The organism is Nocardia jinanensis (assembly GCF_014645735.1).
In the GTDB taxonomy this organism is placed as follows: Bacteria; Actinomycetota; Actinomycetes; order Mycobacteriales; family Mycobacteriaceae; genus Nocardia; species Nocardia jinanensis.
Genome location: NZ_BMMH01000020.1, coordinates 50,346 through 65,495 on the forward strand (window position 1 = coordinate 50,346; position 15,150 = coordinate 65,495).

General features: G+C 67.6%; 18 protein-coding genes and 3 tRNA genes. 13 read left to right on the plus strand and 8 right to left on the minus strand.

Going from position 1 to position 15,150, the window contains the following annotated elements:
* Positions 1 to 4: 4 nt before the first annotated feature.
* The gene (locus tag IEY68_RS29600; protein WP_229719114.1) at positions 5 to 973 is read right to left on the minus strand and encodes a prephenate dehydrogenase; all 969 of its coding nucleotides are present in this window, start codon (positions 971 to 973) and stop codon (positions 5 to 7) included.
* A 58-nt stretch (positions 974 to 1,031) separates the two neighbouring features.
* On the opposite strand from IEY68_RS29600, the gene IEY68_RS29605 reads away from it, so the two are divergent.
* From IEY68_RS29605 to IEY68_RS29615, 3 genes are all read left to right on the plus strand, one after another.
* The gene (locus tag IEY68_RS29605) at positions 1,032 to 1,571 is read left to right on the plus strand and encodes a tRNA adenosine deaminase-associated protein (protein ID WP_058854770.1); all 540 of its coding nucleotides are present in this window, start codon (positions 1,032 to 1,034) and stop codon (positions 1,569 to 1,571) included.
* A 28-nt stretch (positions 1,572 to 1,599) separates the two neighbouring features.
* Positions 1,600 to 2,034 carry a nucleoside deaminase gene (locus tag IEY68_RS29610; protein ID WP_058854795.1) on the plus strand — a complete coding sequence of 145 codons (435 nt, stop codon included), beginning with the start codon at positions 1,600 to 1,602 and terminating at the stop codon, positions 2,032 to 2,034.
* Between the two features lie 191 nt (positions 2,035 to 2,225).
* Positions 2,226 to 2,316: transfer RNA gene (locus IEY68_RS29615), tRNA-Ser, on the plus strand.
* Positions 2,317 to 2,448: 132 nt separating this feature from the next.
* On the opposite strand, the gene IEY68_RS29620 is transcribed toward IEY68_RS29615, so the two are convergent.
* Complete coding sequence (locus IEY68_RS29620) at positions 2,449 to 3,255, minus strand: ferredoxin reductase (protein WP_058854769.1); 807 nt, start codon at positions 3,253 to 3,255, stop codon at positions 2,449 to 2,451.
* Positions 3,256 to 3,429: 174 nt separating this feature from the next.
* Here IEY68_RS29620 and IEY68_RS29625 point away from each other — a divergent pair, with 174 nt between their 5' ends.
* The 3 genes from IEY68_RS29625 to IEY68_RS29635 all read left to right on the plus strand — a co-directional run bounded on the left by IEY68_RS29625 (position 3,430) and on the right by IEY68_RS29635 (position 5,632).
* Positions 3,430 to 4,041, plus strand: coding sequence for a TetR/AcrR family transcriptional regulator (locus IEY68_RS29625; RefSeq protein ID WP_058854768.1), 612 nt, complete (start codon positions 3,430 to 3,432; stop codon positions 4,039 to 4,041).
* A gap of 73 nt (positions 4,042 to 4,114) precedes the next feature.
* A complete protein-coding gene (locus IEY68_RS29630) occupies positions 4,115 to 4,666 on the plus strand; it encodes a VOC family protein (RefSeq protein ID WP_229719115.1) in 552 nt (183 codons plus the stop codon).
* A 117-nt stretch (positions 4,667 to 4,783) separates the two neighbouring features.
* Positions 4,784 to 5,632, plus strand: a complete 849-nt coding sequence (locus IEY68_RS29635) for a class I SAM-dependent methyltransferase (RefSeq protein ID WP_058854767.1) — start codon at positions 4,784 to 4,786, stop codon at positions 5,630 to 5,632.
* Between the two features lie 97 nt (positions 5,633 to 5,729).
* Here the strand turns inward: IEY68_RS29635 and IEY68_RS29640 are convergent, their stop codons facing one another.
* Positions 5,730 to 6,350 carry a DUF4352 domain-containing protein gene (locus tag IEY68_RS29640; protein ID WP_058854766.1) on the minus strand — a complete coding sequence of 207 codons (621 nt, stop codon included), beginning with the start codon at positions 6,348 to 6,350 and terminating at the stop codon, positions 5,730 to 5,732.
* A gap of 326 nt (positions 6,351 to 6,676) precedes the next feature.
* Here IEY68_RS29640 and IEY68_RS29645 point away from each other — a divergent pair, with 326 nt between their 5' ends.
* Positions 6,677 to 6,841 carry a hypothetical protein gene (locus IEY68_RS29645; RefSeq protein WP_156426160.1) on the plus strand — a complete coding sequence of 55 codons (165 nt, stop codon included), beginning with the start codon at positions 6,677 to 6,679 and terminating at the stop codon, positions 6,839 to 6,841.
* A gap of 35 nt (positions 6,842 to 6,876) precedes the next feature.
* Here the strand turns inward: IEY68_RS29645 and IEY68_RS29650 are convergent, their stop codons facing one another.
* A complete protein-coding gene (locus IEY68_RS29650; RefSeq protein WP_156426159.1) occupies positions 6,877 to 7,161 on the minus strand; it encodes a hypothetical protein in 285 nt (94 codons plus the stop codon).
* A 138-nt stretch (positions 7,162 to 7,299) separates the two neighbouring features.
* Here IEY68_RS29650 and IEY68_RS29655 point away from each other — a divergent pair, with 138 nt between their 5' ends.
* Together IEY68_RS29655 and IEY68_RS29660 are read left to right on the plus strand one after the other, a co-directional pair.
* Entirely contained in the window at positions 7,300 to 8,112 is an 813-nt protein-coding gene (locus tag IEY68_RS29655) for a helix-turn-helix domain-containing protein (protein ID WP_058854764.1), read from the plus strand.
* Between the two features lie 96 nt (positions 8,113 to 8,208).
* On the plus strand, positions 8,209 to 8,835 hold the full coding sequence (locus IEY68_RS29660) for a LysE family translocator (protein ID WP_058854763.1): 627 nt from the start codon (positions 8,209 to 8,211) through the stop codon (positions 8,833 to 8,835).
* A gap of 337 nt (positions 8,836 to 9,172) precedes the next feature.
* Here IEY68_RS29660 and IEY68_RS29665 read toward each other — a convergent pair.
* The 3 genes from IEY68_RS29665 to IEY68_RS29675 form a co-directional block, all read right to left on the minus strand.
* Positions 9,173 to 9,245 (minus strand) — tRNA-Arg (locus IEY68_RS29665).
* Between the two features lie 36 nt (positions 9,246 to 9,281).
* Positions 9,282 to 9,371: transfer RNA gene (locus tag IEY68_RS29670), tRNA-Ser, on the minus strand.
* Between the two features lie 92 nt (positions 9,372 to 9,463).
* Positions 9,464 to 10,204: a dienelactone hydrolase family protein gene (locus IEY68_RS29675; RefSeq protein WP_058854762.1), complete on the minus strand. Its 741-nt coding sequence runs from the start codon at positions 10,202 to 10,204 to the stop codon at positions 9,464 to 9,466.
* A gap of 94 nt (positions 10,205 to 10,298) precedes the next feature.
* Between IEY68_RS29675 and hisC the strand changes: the two genes are divergently transcribed.
* Positions 10,299 to 11,378, plus strand: coding sequence for a histidinol-phosphate transaminase (gene hisC / locus IEY68_RS29680; RefSeq protein WP_058854761.1), 1,080 nt, complete (start codon positions 10,299 to 10,301; stop codon positions 11,376 to 11,378).
* Positions 11,379 to 11,386: 8 nt separating this feature from the next.
* Here the strand turns inward: hisC and IEY68_RS29685 are convergent, their stop codons facing one another.
* Positions 11,387 to 12,451: an alpha/beta hydrolase gene (locus tag IEY68_RS29685; RefSeq protein ID WP_058854760.1), complete on the minus strand. Its 1,065-nt coding sequence runs from the start codon at positions 12,449 to 12,451 to the stop codon at positions 11,387 to 11,389.
* A gap of 302 nt (positions 12,452 to 12,753) precedes the next feature.
* On the opposite strand from IEY68_RS29685, the gene IEY68_RS29690 reads away from it, so the two are divergent.
* Genes IEY68_RS29690 through IEY68_RS29700 form a run of 3 tightly spaced genes read left to right on the plus strand, consistent with a single transcriptional unit; the run spans position 12,754 to position 15,092 of the window.
* Entirely contained in the window at positions 12,754 to 13,887 is a 1,134-nt protein-coding gene (locus IEY68_RS29690) for a DNA cytosine methyltransferase (RefSeq protein ID WP_189094553.1), read from the plus strand.
* The gene (locus IEY68_RS29695; RefSeq protein WP_058854759.1) at positions 13,884 to 14,345 is read left to right on the plus strand and encodes a very short patch repair endonuclease; all 462 of its coding nucleotides are present in this window, start codon (positions 13,884 to 13,886) and stop codon (positions 14,343 to 14,345) included. The genes IEY68_RS29690 and IEY68_RS29695 overlap by 4 nt, the downstream gene beginning before the upstream one ends.
* Positions 14,346 to 14,372: 27 nt before the next feature.
* Positions 14,373 to 15,092 (plus strand): maleylpyruvate isomerase family mycothiol-dependent enzyme, encoded by a 720-nt coding sequence (locus tag IEY68_RS29700; protein WP_229719116.1) that lies wholly within the window; start codon positions 14,373 to 14,375, stop codon positions 15,090 to 15,092.
* Positions 15,093 to 15,150 lie beyond the last annotated feature (58 nt).

Genomic DNA, 15,150 nt, shown 5'->3' on the forward strand with positions numbered 1-15,150 from the left:
GGGATCAGTCGCTTCCGGTCGCGGGTGTGAGGTGGGTGACGACCCCGCCCGCACGGCCCGCCTCCTGCAGTTTCTCCAGCCAGCCCGCCGCGCCGGGGACGATCCCGGTGATCTCCCAGCGCTGCGCCGATTCGTAGCGCCGGCGAGCCGCGTGACCCGCCGTGGTGAGCTCGGCGAGCGAGGTATCCGAGCTCAGGGACTTCTTGGCCTCGCTCAGCGTGGTCAGGGTCTCGTCCAGGACCGCCAGCAGCGCGTCGGAGTTGGGTTCGCAGATCGCGCGCACCAGGTCGGGCGCGGTCCCCGCGACCCGGGTGCCGTCCCGGAACGACCCCGCCGCCAGTCCCAGCGCGAGGTCCCCGCCGCGCGCGCCCGCCACCGCCAGCGCTTCGGCGAGGACGTGCGGTAGATGCGAGATCCGGGCCACGGCGCGATCGTGTTCGGAGGCGATCACCGGTACGGCCACGGCACCGCAGTCCAGGGCCAGCCGGGTCACCCGTGCCCAGGTGTCCGGGTCCGTTCCCGGATCGACCCCCACCGCCCACGCCGCCTCGCGGAACAGTTCCGGATCGGTTGCCTGCCAGCCCGATTCGGCGGTACCCGCCATCGGATGCCCGCCCACGTAGCGAGCCTGCAGGCCGTATCGGCGTACCGCCGCGGCGACAGGGGCCTTCACACTCACCACATCGGTGAGCGCGCAACCCGGCGCGTACTCGGCGATCGCGTCCAGCATCGCGTTCACCGCCGGCATCGGCACCGCCACCACGATCAGCGCGTCGTTCTCGGCGGCCCGGCGCAGTACTGCCGGGAGATCGTCGCCGACATCGAAACCCGAGGTCCGGGCCGCCGCCACGCCCGGCGCGGAGCGGTTGTACCCCCAGGCGGTCCAACCGGCTACGGTCGCTGCACGCAGCAGCGATCCGCCGATCAAACCAGTCCCGAGAACACAGAGCGCCGTATGGTCGTCAGCAGTCACCGGAACAGATTCGCATACGACTTCATCTAACGGCCCCGGGCCGACTACCGTTGCGCCCATGGCAGCACAGCGCGCGGGCACGAACAAGGCGGCGTCGGATGATTACGACGACGTAGAGGGGTTCGCGGTGGCCGTTGTCCGGGAAGACGGTACGTGGCGGTGCACCCCGCTGAGTTCGGCCGCGCTCACCACCCTGTCGGCGGCGGAGAACGAGCTGAAAGCTCTGCGTTCCTCCGGCGCGGTCTTCGGGCTCCTGGACGTCGACGACGAGTTCTTCATCGTGGTCCGTCCCGCCCCCAGCGGCACCCGGCTGCTGGTGTCGGACGCGACCGCGGCGATCGATTACGACATCGCCGCCGATGTTCTCGAGGAACTGCATATCGAGATCCCCGATATCGATCCCGACGAGCTCGACGATGTCGAACCGTGGGAAGAGGGCGACCTCGCCATCCTGGCCGATCTGGGTCTTTCCGAACCGGTACTCAGCGTGATCCTCACCGAAACCGATCTCTACCCCGACGAGCAGCTCACGATGATCGCCCAGCGGCTGGGCTTCTCGTCGGAGTTCTCCGCGGTGCTCGACAAACTGCCGCGCTGAGTTGAGCGCCCCGCTCTCCGATACCGAGATGGTGCGGACGGCTCTGGCCGTCGCCGCCACCGCCGACCCGCGCGATGTTCCCGTGGGGGCGGTCGTGTTCGACGGTTCGGGCCGCGAACTGGCTCGCGCCACCAATGCGCGCGAGGCCACCGGTGACCCCACCGCGCACGCCGAGGTGCTGGCTCTGCGCCGTGCCGCCGCGATACACGGCGACGGCTGGCGGCTCACCGGCACCACTCTCGCGGTAACCCTGGAACCGTGCACCATGTGCGCCGGGGCGCTGGTCGCGGCCCGGGTGGACCGGTTGCTTTTCGGGGCGTGGGAGCCGAAGACGGGCGCGGTCGGTTCGCTGTGGGATGTGGTCCGTGATCGGCGTCTCAACCATCGCCCCCAGGTGCGTGGCGGAATCCTGGAGGCGGAATGCGCGGCGATCCTCGACGACTTCTTCCGGGCCCGACGCTGAGAGTTCGTCAGGGCCCGACGCTGAGCGTTCGTCGGCCACCGCGCCGAATGCGTGACCGGCAGCGGGCCGAATGCTGTCCGGGCACCCGGTGCGCAATTCGTCGGCGGTGGCGCTGGAGCGGGTCGTCCGGGAGATTCGCAGGTCCGGCCCCCGATTTAGGGATACGAGGACGGTCCGGTATTCTTGCGGGCGGTGGCGTGTCCGAGCGGCCTAAGGAGCACGCCTCGAAAGCGTGTGAGGGGTAACCCCCCTCCGAGGGTTCAAATCCCTCCGCCACCGCCACAGCCCTTTACCTGCTCACACAGGTGAGGGGCTTTTCTTTTGCCTGCGGTAGCCGGGCCGGCCGGTCTCGCTCTGCCGGATTCTGTGGAACCCGCGGTCCGCTGCTCGACCACTCCCGGTCGCGCTCGTCGGTCAGTGGCTCGGCCGGGAGGCTACCGCGTCCGGATCCGGGGTGGCCCGGGTAGCCGGGAAGCGTTCCAGATGCAGTGTGCAACCGGGATTCACCCGCGGCAGGGCGCGCGCGGCGGCTTGCTGCATCAGAGAGGGACCGCAGACGTACACGGCCGCACCCGGGTTCGCGCGAGCGAGGATCTCCTCCATATTCGGAGTTCCGAACTCGTCGTCCGGCCGGACGACCGCGTCGGGGACCCGGTCCAGGAAGGGCATCGCATCCCGGCTGCGCCCGGTATAGACGAGGGTGCCGCGCCGCCCGGCGGCCTGCGCCATGGGCAGGATCGGGGTGATACCCATACCGCCCGCGACGAAGAGGTATTCGGGCGCGTCGATGAAGGGGAAGGTGTGCCGAGGTCCGTGGGCCCGGAGTGTGTCACCGCTGCGCAGGCTTTCGTGGATTTCGATCGAGCCACCCTTGCCGTGCGGCATGAGCCGGACGGCGATCCGGTAGGCGGAGCGGTCTCGGGGATCTCCGCACAGCGAGTACTGACGCCGGCGACCCGACGGCAACGAGAGTTCCAGGTGAGCGCCCGGTAACCAGGCCGGAAGTGGATCGCCGTCGGGATCCACCAGGATTACGGTCACCACATCGACAGCTTTGCGCCGGATCGCGGCGACTACGAGTCTGCGATTGAATCCACTGTGCCAGAGCACCTTCGAGTGCGGCAGTAGCGAAGCCGGCCGGTGGGCGACGAATATCGAACGGCAGACGTCCACGGCCGTGCCGATCATCTGGAGACCGCGCGCCGGTACCTGGGTGCCCATCAGTTGTCTCCCGATAGTCGAGACATGCGACGCACCAGATGGAAACAAGCGGCTGCTTGGCTGGTCTGCACCATTCGGCGAATGTACATCGCAACATAATTAATAGCAATGTTGCAATATTGCGAGTGCCCGATAGGTGTTTGCAATCACGCCGTACTTGCTAGCGTTAGCTGCATGTCCGCCGCGTACACATCGTCACCCGGGCTGCAGGACGGTATCGAGGCTCGCATTCTGGACGCGGCGTTGATCAGATTCAGCGAGTTCGGCGTGAAGAAGACGACCATCGAAGACATCGCCCGGCAGGCCGGCGTCGACCGCGTCACCATATATCGCCGCGTCGGCTCCCGCGACGATGTGGTGCAGGCGGTCGTGAGCCGGGAGGTAGCCGCGGTCCTCACGGAGGTCGACGCCATCTCCACCCGGCACGAGACTCTGGCGGATCTGGTCGCCGATATTTTTGTGACAGTCATCACACGGTGGCGGGAACATGTCCTGGTCAAGCGCATGCTCACCGTCGAACCGGAACGAATCCTGGAGAAGTTGACGGTAGAGGGCGGCCCGGTCTTCGCCATGTCGGTGGCGGCCGCCCACACCGCCCTGTGCCGCGCCGCGGATTCCGGCCTGTTCATCGAACCCGCCGACCTGCTGACCCGCGCGGAAGTGGTGTGCCGCCTGGTGCATTCGTTCATCCTCTGCCCTTCCGGCCTGGTGCCCTTGGAATCCGACGAGCAGCTGGCCGAATTCGCTCGCGCCTACGTGGTTCCCATCGTCACCGCCGAGACCTGAAGGCATCCCGCCTGCGGGACACTCCGCCGAATGAGGTCGGGTTCTGACCTGTGCGGGTGCCAAGCTCGCGGGCATGACGACAACACCGCTGATCGATCCCATCTCGGACCTCGGCAACGGATACGGAAGCCTCAACGCGTTCGCCGCGGTCAAAGGCCCCGGCGGTGCCCGGGCCTTCATCGAATTCCTCGGCGCGGTATTCGACGGGCGCGAGACCCCGGAGGCGCACGCCGTCGATACCGACGGTCTGCTGATCCACGCGGAGGTCCGGATCGGGGATTCGTGCCTGATGATCGTGGATTCGAAACCGGACTGGGTGTTCACGCCCGCACTGCTGCAGGTCAACGTATCCGATTGCGACGAGATACTGCGGCGGGCCGCCGCCCGGGGATCGCGGGTGATCACCGCGACGACACCGTTCTACGGCGCCTCCTCGCTCGCCCGATTCGTCGATCCGTGGAGCAATGTGTGGTGGCTGTTCGGGCCCGCGATCGAGAACGCGCCGGAACCGGCCTGGGACCCGGACGAGGCAACCGAGGAGTCCGAGATCCACGCGACGATATGCCGGGCGATGCGCGAACTGTCCGTACCCGCGGATTCGACGGGGGTAGCCCGCGAGGCGTAGTGGTCGCGACGCGCGTTGGTTTCCGAGGCCCGGGATCATCCGGCGGTGGCTCTGTCGCGGCATGGCGTGGTGAGCGGAGATCGGCGAACAGCGCGCATCGACCTGGAGAATTCAGGTATGACCGCTCTCGTCCTGACGCCCGAACGCCGCACCGAACTGGCCGCCTTGCTCGACGACGAAGCCCGGTTGCGGACGGAGTATCCGAAGGTCGCCGAGTACCTGTCCACCGCGCCCCTGCTGGACGGCACCGGCGACCCGCACGCCGACGCCGCCTTCGACCTGCGTTTCGTGCACTTCATGACCGGCGGCGAGGCCAAGTCGGGCAATCCGTACTGGGAGATCGTCGCCCCCGGCACCGGCGCCCTCGGGGACCGGCGGGTCGTCGACGGCGGCAATGCGAAAGGAAGCGTCAGACTGGGGTTCGCCCAGACCATCCTGCAGGCCGCCTACGCCTACGCGATCCCCTCACCGGAGACACTCGACTGGATCGCGGCGTTCGGGGCCGGTCATCCGCTGGTCGAGTTGGGCGCCGGTCGTGGTTATTGGGCGCGGATGCTCGCCGATCGCGGTGTCCCGGTGACAGCCTTCGACTCCGCGCCCCCGGACATCTCGGCGAACGTATCGTTCCCGGGGAGCGCCGGGAGCCGTGCGGTGTGGTTCCCCGTGGGCGGAGTCGGCGGATTCGAGGCCGAGCTGAACGAGGCTTCGGTCCTGTTCCTGTGCTGGCCCCCGGGCTGGGGTGATCGTATGGCGTCGACCGCCCTCGAACTGTTCGAGTCCCGAGGTGGCCGGCGCCTGATCTACGTCGGCGAACCCAAGGGCGGCAGAACCGGTGACGACGCCTTCTTCGATCGCCTGGCGGACGGGTGGTCGCTGGAATCCGTGGACGCCCGGCACGTCACCTGGTGGAATCTGGGTGATATCGCCCAGGGATGGGTCCGGAACGAGAACCGGTCCTCGACCTGATCCCGGAGGTATCCGGTAGAGGGAGGCGCCCGGCGGGCGCCTCCCTCGTGATCCGCCTATCCGGAGAGGCGGCGGCTCAGCCGGTCGCCGAGATCTCTCACCGCAACGCGACTTCGACCCCGCCCGAGAACATCGAGTCGTGGAACTCGATGGCCGCGGGCTGCGCGTCGGCGGGGATATCGAACGCGATGACGACCGCCATCTTGTTTCCGGGATTGATATCCGCCCCCACGATCGCGGAATCGTTGACATTGACCTCTGCCATGGTGTCGTTGGTGAATTCGCGACCCTGGCTGTCGATCAGCGTCTGGTTCGTGCCGAAATAGGACTGCGGCCGGTCGCCGGTATTGGTGACCGTCGTATGCACGAGGACGTACTGCCCCTGTGCCTCCTTCTGTAGATACGGGTTGGTGCCCACCGTTTTCAGGCCGGTCTCGACCTCGGTGACCACGAACTCGAACTTGCCGTCCCGGACCGCGGACCCCGCGGGGGCGGTCTCGGAGTCGGCCGCCGCCCCGGCCGCCGCCTCGATGGGACCGGCCGAACTACTGGTCGTATCGGAGTCGCTGCCGGAATTGCCGACGATGGCAACGCAGCCACCGAATCCGCACAGTGCGACGATGCCCACCGGAATGAGCCACGGCCACTTGGCTTTCTTGCGCGGCTGCTGAGGCGGGACGCCGTAGGGCTGATGTGGTGGGTAGGGCTGATGGGTCAAGGTTTCCCCTTGTTCAGGTTGGTCGGAGTGCGCAGTCTGCGACCCGGTCCCTGTCCATACAGCAGGATGTGTGATGTGTTACATAGTTGTCCTGGGTAACTATTACTAGATGGCAGCTCGGGTGCGGGGGGCTTATCGTCGTGAGGACCGAAGACCGTGGACGAAGCCGGATCGGTTGAGAATCGAAGGCTGCCAGGCGGAGCATCGCTGACGGCGTCTCCAGGATCGAACAGTTCACGCTCCACCACGCCGGCCGTCGTCACCAGGTCCGCGAGTGTGGTCACCAGGATCCAGGAGCGATTCCGCCGCACCTCGTCTTCCGTGAGGTGGGGAACCGCAACTACTTCGGCATCGGATTCCAGCAGATGATGAACGGCGATCAGCGCCGCGAGTACGGGCGCTGTGTCGGTGACGACTGTGTACACGATATCGAGGTGATGGGCCTGGACGAGGCGCTCGATATCCTCTTTGTCGCAATCGGTTCGGTGTAGGACCAGCGCCCGTCTGTTCGTGGACGCCGTCCCGCTCACGGCCGTGCCTGTGCCGCGTATTCGGCCGCCGCGTCGAAGCGAGGGCAATGGTGCGCGGCGTGGGTCGCCATTATCTGGTGCGCATGCGCGTAGCCGCGTATCGGCGCTTGCGACCGGCAATGCGTGGCGTGATGGTCGAGAGTTCGCAGACCATCGGCGATCTGCCGCAGGATCCGCGGGTCGTCGGTGACCCAGGTCTTCCCTGCTTGCAGCAGTTTCAACGTCGCGGCCATTGCTCGGTTGTTCGGTGCTCGGCCGGGCAGGGCTGGAATCTCTGTCATCGAAGACCTCGAGATGTGTTGTGAGAAACGTCTGGTGGTCTCGCTTGAGACGTTCGTACGGGGAAGTAAGGGATCTTCGAGTCGCGCCCGGCCCCGCGACCGGAGGTCGCGGAACTCGGTGGACTTAGGCTTGTACCCGTGGTGGAGGCGGAGTTCTGGCGCGACGCTGCGCTGCCTTTTCTCGAGAGCAGGCGGGCCTGCCGCACGATCTCCTGCTACAAACCGCACTCCCACGATTCGATGTCCATCGGCGTGGTCGACGAAGGGCGCAGTGTGTTCACCGGCGCACCCGGCGGTCCCCTGCAGCTGACGGCGAGGAGCGTTGTGGTGATCCCCGCCCACCGAGTCCACGCCTGCAACCCCGTCGAAGGCCGGTGGAGCTACCAGATGCTCCACGTGGACGAGACCTGGCTCGCCGAATCCATACCCGAACTCGATATGGGGGCCGATCGGAGCCCGCGGCCGGTGCGCATCGTCCCCGAGCCCGGCGGATACGCTGCGTTCTGCCGCCTCAACGAGGTGCTGTTCTCCGGCGCCGACCCGCGCGAGAAGGAAGAACTGCTCGTCACCGTCCTCGACGAGATCCTGACCGCACCCGCTGATATCGTCGCCGGCGCCAGGGCTCGTGCGTCCGACGTGGCCGTCGTCGCCCCGATTCTCGAGTACCTCCGCACCTCGAATATGCAGGTCGCCCTCGGCGACCTGGTCGTGGACACGGGCCTGAGCCGGTTCCAGCTGGTTCGGCGGTTCCGCGCCGTCACCGGGCTGCCTCCCCTCGCCTGGCAGATCAACGAACGCATCATCAGAGCGCGCTCCCGGCTCCGCGAGGGCTGCGGCCCGGCCGAGGTCGCCGGCGACCTCGGCTTCGCCGACCAGAGCCACTTTCACCGGACCTTCAAACTCCGCACCGGGGTCACGCCCGGCGAGTACCGGGCCGGCGCCACCCACTGAAACGGGCGCACCGGTCCCGCAATTTCGTTCAAGACACCGCTGCGGCGACTCCGGCACAGTGGCTCGGTCCCGTACGCGTCCGAGCACAGAGGAAGAATGAACCAATTCGCTGCCGTGGCCGGTGCCCACTTCCTTGCCCTGTTGTCCCCGGGCCCCGATTTCTTCCTCATCGCGCATACTTCGATGACCGATGGATGGCGTCGCGCGATCGCCGCGTGCGCGGGTATCGCGGCCGCGAACGCCGTCTTCATCGCGACGGCGTTCGCGGGCCTGTCGATACTGCGGCCGGGCGGTATCGCGTTCACCTCGGTCCAGATCGCGGGCGCCGCCTTCCTCCTGTACCTCGGAGTGGGCCTGCTGCGCTCGGCCGGTGCCGCCTCGATCGAGGCGGCACCGGCCGGCGGCACCGCGCGCACCGCCGGAAGCCGGTGGAAACTTGCCGCGATGGGGTTCGCCTCGGCCGCCCTCAACCCCAAGAACGCACTCTTCTACGCGGGCCTCGCCGCCGTTCTCACGGTCGGCGCGAGCACGGGACACCTTGTCGCATACGGCATGTGGATGTTCAATGTCGTACTCGGCTGGGATGTGCTCGTCTCTGTCCTCATCGGCAACCGCGTCGTCCTGACCAGATTCGCTCGCGCGCTCCCGATGCTCGAACGCGCATCCGGCGTAGCGCTGATCGGGCTGGGGCTCGGCATCCTCCTGACAGCGGCGTTCCACTGAGAATCGTCTCCGTGGCGGTCCCGCGGTCGTAACTCTGGTGTCGATCTGCTGGTGGATCCGCCGGCGATGACGGGGGTACGGCGTTGGACCGTGGCAGGGTCACCGGGAACACTGTGGATCGGCGGGAGGAGCGCAAAGGGGGCTCGCGCCGGATCCACCGTCGTTCTCGCGAAGGCGGCGGTGGATGCGCTCACCGGATTGTTCGGCAATTCCGCCGGTCCGGATGGTCCGGAAAGTAACGCCTCGTTTGTATGGTGAAAGTATCGAGATCCGGTGCATGCACTCGAAACGACGATCGGCCCCCGATCCGCTTTCGCAGGTGGGGGGCCGATCTTTGTGCGCCCGAAGGGATTCGAACCCCTAACCTTCTGATCCGTAGTCAGATGCTCTATCCGTTGAGCTACGGGCGCATGCACTTATTCAGTTGTCACCCGGTTTCCCGAGTGTGGCGGAGGCGAGAGGATTTGAACCTCCGGTCCCCGTGAAGGGACAACTCATTAGCAGTGAGTCCCATTCGGCCGCTCTGGCACGCCTCCTGGAGCCTTCTCTTCGAGGGCACCGGTCCTTTCGAACCACCGAGCAGAAAGGCTACCTGAGCTTGTAGGAAAACTGCAAAACCGCTGGATGATCAGCGTAGGTGGCTGTCGAACCAGTCGAAAATGCGGGTTCGGGAGTCCACCAGTTCGTCGGTGTCGTCTTCGTCACCCGCCCGGGTGTCGGCGCGGTGCAGCAGGCCGGGGTAGGTGACCACGAGGCTGGCTACAGCGGCTCGGGCGGTGGCATCGCGGAGCGAGTCGACGTCTTCGGCGGAGGTGTTGGGTTCGGCACCGAACAAGCCCAGCCAGGGGGCCTGGAGGCGGGGGGCGACGGCCACCAGTGCTTCGGCCTGGTCGGTGACGGGGGCGGTGATGCCGGGGGCGCCGACGCTCACCGCGGCACCGACCGGGCGGTTGGTGGCCACCAGGAAGGTGGCGGTGCCGGCCGTGTCGAAACCGAGTACGCCGATGCAGTCCGGGAAGACGCCGCGGTGGGTGAGCCAGTCGAAGCAGGCGTCGAAATCCTCGAAGAGTTCGTCGCCGTACACCCCGGCCGGCGACGCGGTTGCCCGATGGAAGAGGTTCGGTGCGACGACCAGCCAGCCCTCACCCGCGAGGGCGCGCATGAATTCCAGCAACGATCCGGTGAACTCCCGGGCCTCGTGCAAAAGCACGATACCGCCGCGGGCGAAACCGTCCGGTTCGATGACTGTGATGGGCACATGTTCGTCGGCTTTCGGGCTGGTGGCAGCCCCTGTCGGCTCCTGGTCGTGTCCGTTCGCTCCCGGTTCGGCGCGCCGCAGCAGCGCGATATCGTCATAAGTGCCCGACATGTTCCCAGCGTAGGGCGATATCCGGGGGTCGGGGAGAATTAGCAGTTGAGCAGCCCGAACGTGGCTCGATCGAGACCGGAACTAAGCTCGTTACGTGACCGCGCACATCCGGCCGGACCTCGATTTCATTCCGGCATACGTTCCCGGCCGCAGCCATCCCGGCGCGGTCAAGCTGGCGAGTAACGAGACCACCATCGGTCCGCTGCCCGCCGCGAGCAAGGCCATCGCCGAGGCGGTGGAACTGGCCAACCGCTATCCGGACAATCAGTCCGGCGAACTGCGGGCGGCGCTCGCGGAGTTCCTGGGCGTCGAGCCGGCGAATATCGCCGTCGGCTGCGGGAGCGTGGCGTTGTGCCAGGAGCTGGTGCAGATCACCTGCGCTGATCCGGCGGACGAGGTGCTCTACGCGTGGCGCTCGTTCGAGGCGTATCCGATCATCACCCAGGTCGGCAACGCGACCGCGGTGACCGTGCCGCTGACCGACGAAGTGCACGATCTGGACGCACTGGCCGCCGCGATCACCGACCGGACCCGCCTGGTGTTCGTATGCAATCCGAACAACCCGACCGGTACCGCCGTCGGCCGGGCCGAGTTGGAGCGGTTCCTGGACCGAGTGCCCGGCGGTGTCCTGGTCGCGCTGGACGAGGCGTACTACGAATATCTGCGGATGACGGGTGATCACCCAGACGGGGTGGAGCTGGCCCGGAATCGGCCGAATGTGGTTGTTCTGCGCACCTTCTCGAAGGCCTATGGACTGGCCGGACTCCGGGTGGGGTACGCGGTCGGCGCCCCGGAGGTGATCGAGGCACTGCTCAAGGTGCACATCCCGTTCAGTGTGAGCCGGGTCGCGCAGGCCGCGGCGATCGCCTCCCTGGAGGCCCGCCCCGAACTTCTGGACCGCACCGAGACGGTGATCGCCGAACGCGAGCGGATGCGCACCGCGCTGTTGGCAGCCGGTTATCGGGTGCCGGTGAGTGAATCGAACTTCCTGTGGATAACCCTGGGCGCGGCGACCATCGACTTCGCGGAGGCGAGTGCGGCGGCCGGGGTGATCATCCGGCCCTTCGCCGGTGAAGGGGTACGGGTCACCGCGGGGGATCCGCACGAGAACGATCTGTTCCTGAATTTCGCGAGCGATCCGGAAACCGTGGCTCGATTCGCCCGCGGCGCGTAACGGCCGGATCAGTCGATTCCGAGCCCACCGGCGATGGTGGGCCAGGAGGTGACCAGTTCGTCGGCCCAGTACGGCCACGAGTGGGTTCCGTCCGGGCGGAAGTGGGCCGTGTAGTCGATCCGGAGGGTGTCGAGGCGCTGGGCCAGGCGGCGGGTGCAGAAATCGGTGGCGGCCTCCAGCGGGCCACCCATCACCACACTGGTGGGGGTCTCCGGGTTGTCCAGAGTGTCGTGGATGCCGGGGCGGCCACTGCCCACCGACAGGTAGAGCGCCTTGCCGCGCAGTGCGGCGGCGTGCAGGGTCACGTCATGGGCCAGCCAAGCTGGGTCCTCGGGGGCGCCGAACATGTTCTCCGGGTCGCCCTTGTAGGTCGAGACCACGACGCGGGCCTGGGCTTGACCGAGGTCGGTACCGGTCGAGAAACACCCGCTGTGCGCGCCGACGGCCGAGTACAGATCGGGTCTGCGGATGGCGAGCATCATCGCCGCCTCGGCGCCCATGGAGGTGCCCATTACGGCATTGCGACCGTTACCCGAGAATTCGGCGTCCAGCAGCGGGGGCAACTCGTCGGTGAGGAAGGTTTCCCATTTGTTGACACCGAGCACCGGGTCGGGGCGCTGCCAGTCGGTGTAGAAGCTGGCGGGCCCGCCGACGGTGAACACCACGTTGACCGGTTTGTCGGCGTAGAACTGGGCGGCGTTCCCGCGGTCGAGCCAGTTGTTGCTGTCGGGTTGGGTGCTGCGGCCGTCCAGCATGTAGACGGTGGGGCGCGGTGCACTGCGATCCGCGGGGAGCAGCACCAGCACCTGGACCGTGCGATGCATGGCCGGTGAGTCCACGAACACCCGCATCAGGCGTTCGTTCACGGGCTCGACACCGATGATCGCGGCATGTGGTGCGGGGATCGGTTCGGCCTTCTCTACCGGGCCGGGGTCCTCGGCGGACCCGGTATCGGGTCGTGCGGGTGTGGCGTGTAGCGGTCCGGGGGCGGCCGTCGCGGCGCCGGGCAGGAACGCACCGGAAAGGGCGAAAGCGCCCGACACCACGGTGGCCAGACCGACGCGAAACCTCATGGCGCCCATCCTGCCAGAACCGAGGGCTCGGGCCGCGGAGCTGAATGCACCCGTGGGAAACCCGTTGACCTGCGGTTTCTATGCCGTTGTCGCTGAATGGCTCTCGATCGGTGGTGTTCGACTCGCGGGGCGGACGCGAATATCGCGGTGGCATATCTCACCCGCGCCGACAACCTCCGGTGCGAGACCGGTTCCGATCGTCCGTGCGGGCACCGTGACCCGTGAGGCGGGCGGAATACGCGGAGTAACCTCCCTTCTGGAGCCGGACCGGATGGAGAGAGGACCTCGTGACGGGCGCGCGGATGGTTGGGCTTTTCGCCGGGATCGGAGGACTGGAACTCGGGTTGGCGTCGCACGGTTGGCATTCGACCCTGCTCTGCGAGATCGAACCCGGGGCGCGGGCGGTGCTGGCGGCCCGGTTCCCGGAGGCCGAACTGCATACCGATATCACCCGGCTGCGTGCGCTACCACCGGATACCGAGTTGGTCGCGGCGGGTTTCCCGTGCCAGGACCTGTCGCAGGCGGGCCGGACCGCGGGTATCACCGGCACCCGATCGAGTCTGGTCGATCATGTGTTCCGGCTGGTCCGGCGCAAACGCGGTCCGCGCTGGTTGCTGATCGAGAATGTGCCGTTCATGCTGCAACTCGGCCGGGGTGCGGCCATGCGCCATATCACCGAGGCACTCGACGAACTCGGCTACACCTGGGCCTACCGGGTGGTGGACGCCCGGGCCTTCGGATTGCCGCAGCGGCGTAACCGGGTGCTCATGCTGGCGTCGCGTACCGAGGATCCGCGGACGGTGCTGTTCGCCGACGACGCGGGTCCGCGGTTGCTCGGGTCCCTGGAACACGACCCGTGCGGGTTCTACTGGACCGAAGGTGTGCGGGGGCTGGGCTGGGTGGTCAACGCCGTCCCCACACTCAAGGGCGGATCGGGGCTGGGAATCGCCAGTCCGCCGGCGGTCCGGTTGCCGTCGGGGGAGATCGTGACACCGGGGATCAGCGACGGAGAGCGGCTCCAGGGATTCGCCGCGGGGTGGACCGAACCGGCGCTGAATACGCCGGGTTTCCGGCCGGGGCAGCGCTGGAAGCTCGTGGGCAATGCGGTGAGTGTGCGGATGGCGGAGTGGGTGGGGTCGCGGTTACACGAACCGGCCGAACCGATACCGGGGCATATTCCGCTGCCGCCGGGCAGTCCGTGGCCCGGTGCGGCATGGGGGCACGCGGGAGCCGCGTTCGAGGTGCCGGTCTCTCCATGGCCCGTGCACAGACCCTACGAGGACCTGCGATTCTTCCTCGGGGACACGCAGTTGCTCTCGGCGCGGGCAACCGCCGGTTTTCTGCGCCGCACCGGTATGGGATCACTGCGATTCCCGGCCGGTTTTCTCGATGATGTGCAGGCCCATCTGGATCGGATGGGCGGCTGGGCGGCATGACCGGCCGATCTCCCGTCCCGAGTTCCCGGCGACCGTCCACCGACGCGGCGACCAGCGCGCGGATGTCGCGGCAGCGGCGTGCGCACACCGCACCCGAACTGGCCCTGCGCCGGGAACTGCACCGGCGCGGTCTGCGCTACTTCGTGGATCGCGCGCCCCTGCGCGGACAGCGCCGGCGCGCGGATCTGGTGTTCCCGCGGCGGCGGATCGCCGTGTACGTCGACGGTTGCTTCTGGCATCGTTGCCCCGACCACGCCACCGATCCGAAGAACAATGCCACGTGGTGGGCGGAGAAACTGGCCGGAAATGTGGCACGGGACCGGGCTACCGATGCCGCGTTGCGGGCGGCGGGCTGGCAGGTCGTCCGGATCTGGGAACACGAGGACCCGGTACTGGCCGCCGATCGGGTGCAGTCGGCAGTGGGCGGTGGACCAGGATCGGAAACCACTGGGATGTAGTGGTCTTGCCGACGTAGGGTCGGGTCCGTGCCCAGCGATTTCATCGAACTGCTCACCGCCCGGATGCAGGCGGTAAACGATGCCACCCGCGAACTCCTCGCCACAGTCGACACTCTGGACGAGGCGGCCGTCGCCGCCGCCTCACCGCTACCGGGCTGGACTCGCGGTCACGTCCTGACCCATCTGTCCCGTAATGCCGACAGCCTGGTCAATCTGCTGCTCTGGGCGCATACCGGGGTGGAGACGCCGCAGTACGCCAGTGCGGCCCTGCGGGATTCCGATATCGAGGCGGGCGCCCCGCGCCCGCTCGCCGAGCAGCGGGCCGACCTGGCGGAGTCGGCGGACCGGCTGTCCGGGATGGCCGGGTTGCTCACCGCCGACCAGTGGCGGACCGAGGTCCGAACCAGGCAGGGCACCCCGGTCGAGGCGACCCGGATTCCGTGGATGCGGTTGCAGGAGGTGCTGATCCATCATGTGGATCTGGGCGCTGGTTACACCCCTGCGCAGTGGCCGGCCGATTTCGTGGCGGAACTGCTCGCCGAGGCCGCCGTCGATCTGGGCGGGCGTCCGGGGGTGCGGCCGTTCGGGATCGACGCGACCGATTCCGGCTTCACGGCGATCATCGGTGCCGGTGAACCCGAACAGGTCGTGGCGGGACCGGCGTCGGCGCTGCTGGCCTGGTTGCTCGGGCGCGGGACCGGCGAGGCGTTGCCGCGGCCGCTGCCGGACCTGCCTGCCTGGCGCTGAAGGAGCCCTCAGAGCGGAAACGAAACGACCGGCGTCCACACTGGACGCCGGTCGTTTC